We start from the raw sequence: 2,472 nt of genomic DNA, 5'->3' as shown, positions 1-2,472 counted from the left end.
GTTGGCGCCCTCCGTTCTGTCCGCGGACTTTCTCGATATGCGATCGTCCATACTGTCGCTGGAGGGTGAAAACGACTGGCTTCATGTGGACGTTATGGACGGGAGCTTCGTGCCGAATATCACCTTCGGCGCAGGATTTGTTCAATCTTTGAAAAGGTGCTTCCCCGACGAACTGCTCGACGTCCACCTTATGATAGACAGTCCGTCGTCCTTGCTCGACGACTTTCTAAAGGCCGGCGCGGATTATTTGACCCTGCACGCGGAGGCGGATCATCATATACACAGGACTCTGACCCGGATAAGGGACTATGGCGCAAAGGCCGGCGTGTCTATAAACCCGGGCACATCGGTGGAGCTTGTCCGCCCTCTCCTGCCCTACGTGGACCTGGTGCTCGTGATGTCGGTCAATCCCGGTTTCGGCGGGCAGGCTTTCATTCCATCGGTCATGGACAAGGTGACCGAGCTGGCCAGGTGGAGGGTTGCGGGCGGTTTTGACTACCTGATCGAGATCGACGGCGGCATTGGAATGGATAACGCGGCTATGGCGGCAAAGGCCGGTTGCGATGTATTGGTGATGGGGAGCGCGGTGTTTGGAACGTCCTACCCCGCAGAGACCCTTAGAAAAATTCGAACTCTTGTTAAGGAGGCAGACGGTCGTGCCTGAAGAAAGAGAAGACTTGCTCCGAGAGACGGGAAAAAAGATTCAGCTTAAAAGAGAGGCCTTGGGCTACAGCCTTGAGGACGTTCATGACGGGACCAAGATCAGGATCAACTTCCTTCAGGGCATCGAAAACGGCGACTACAGCGGTTTCCCCGGCACAGTCTACGTCAGGGGTTTTATTCGGACCTATCTTCAATTCCTCGGCGCGGAGGAGCTGTGGAGCGAATTCCTGCCGGTGCTGTCCGAGGGGATGGAAAAGAAGCGAAGCGACGAGCTTGTAATGGGCTCGTGCACTCCTCCGACGAAAGGGTTCAAACCTGCGTCCAAACTCTGGCTGTTCGTGCTTCTGCTGATGATAGTCACAGGATCCGGATGGTACGTGTGGTATTCGTGGGAACAGAGCGGTATCTCGCTATTCGACGGCAAGGACGATCATCCTGTTTTGTTGGATGAAAAGCATGCGGTCGTCGAGCCGGTTGAGGAGGATACGCTCGTGATCGCAGACCGCGCGGAGGACGCCGAGGTTCCCTCCTCTCTCGAGGATGACGAAAAAGCGGCGGTCGAGGACGAGACCCCTGAGGGCGAGGCCGCCCAACCCCATGTTCCATTGACGACTGCCGCCGAGCTTGTCGGCCTCACCGAGCCTCCCTCGGAGACGCCAGCGCCCGAGCCGGAGAAGAAGGAAGAGGGGTCGCTGGTCATAACGGCAGATGGAGACTGCTGGGTGAGGATTCGCGAGGGCGACAAGACCGTATACGAGAGGACGATGAAAGCGGGTGATACGGCCGAGTTCAAGGTCACCCAGAGATACAACGTCGTCTACGGTCGTGGAGGAGCGGTGACGGTGAGGTGGAACGGCCAGGACATCGGCAGGCCGGGTAGAGGGGTTGAGAGGGTATACTACGACCCGGACGGGTCGACCGGAAAGACCGATTGATGATCCACCTGTTAACCATGGGATGTGCGAAGAACTCCGTGGACAGCGAGAAGCTGCTCGGAGTTCTTCGAGCGCAAGGGCTCGAGATCGTGGAGGATATTGAATCGGCGGACACCGTGATAGTAAACACCTGCGGCTTTATTCAGCCCGCCGTGGAGGAGAATATAGACGTGATCCTCGACCTCGAACGCATGAAGGAGCTCGGTCGCTTGGAGAGGATCTGCGTCGTCGGCTGTCTTGTGAACAGGTATGGCGACGAGCTCAAGCGTGAGCTTCCCACCGTCGATCTGTGGGCTGACTCCGAGGAGTGGGGCACAGTCGCGTCCTTCTTCGGCACTCCACCCGCTACATGGAGCAGGATGAGAGCGCCGGGATCGTCCCCCTGGTCGAGATACCTGAAGGTCGGAGAGGGGTGTGATTCCTTCTGCTCCTTCTGTACAATCCCGTCAATAAGAGGAAGAGCTCGCAGCACGCCCATCCGAGAGTTGCTCGGCGAGGCGCTGTCGCTGGTCAACGAAGGGGCCAGGGAGATCTGCTTGGTGGGGCAGGACCTCACAGTCTACGGCACCGATCTTTACGGCTCGCCTCGCTTGCTGGAACTCCTGGACTCTCTGGACAACGCTCTGCCGCGCGACGTCCGAGTGCGGCTGCTCTATCTGAATCCATCCGGAGTGGATGAGACGCTGATCGAGTACGTGGCCGGAAGCGAGAGAGTTCTCTCTTACCTGGACATCCCCGTACAACACATAGACGATGAGATTCTGGCCCGAATGAACCGGCCGGACGGCGAGGCGCGAATCCGTCGCCTCTTTTCCTTTGCCAGGGGCACGGATCCCCTCTTCGCCCTCAGGACTACCGTCATGGTCGGTTTTCC

At 58.3% G+C, this 2,472-nt stretch carries 3 protein-coding genes; all 3 read left to right on the top strand.

Annotated features, from left to right (window positions below; all coding sequences use genetic code 11):
- Positions 1-664 (top strand): ribulose-phosphate 3-epimerase (gene rpe, locus GX181_00515; GenBank protein NLM70426.1); only part of this gene is annotated, 664 nt, incomplete at its 5' end.
- On the top strand, positions 657-1,598 hold the full coding sequence (locus tag GX181_00510) for a helix-turn-helix domain-containing protein (protein NLM70425.1): 942 nt from the start codon (positions 657-659) through the stop codon (positions 1,596-1,598). The genes rpe and GX181_00510, both read left to right, overlap by 8 nt.
- The coding region (locus tag GX181_00505; protein ID NLM70424.1) for a radical SAM protein at positions 1,595-2,472 on the top strand (878 nt) is incomplete at its 3' end. The genes GX181_00510 and GX181_00505, both read left to right, overlap by 4 nt.

This window comes from Synergistaceae bacterium, assembly GCA_012521675.1.
Taxonomy (GTDB): Bacteria; Synergistota; Synergistia; order Synergistales; family Aminobacteriaceae; genus JAAYLU01.
The sequence above is the reverse complement of the archived record's forward strand: the minus strand, read 5'-3'. Positions and strand labels throughout refer to the sequence as shown.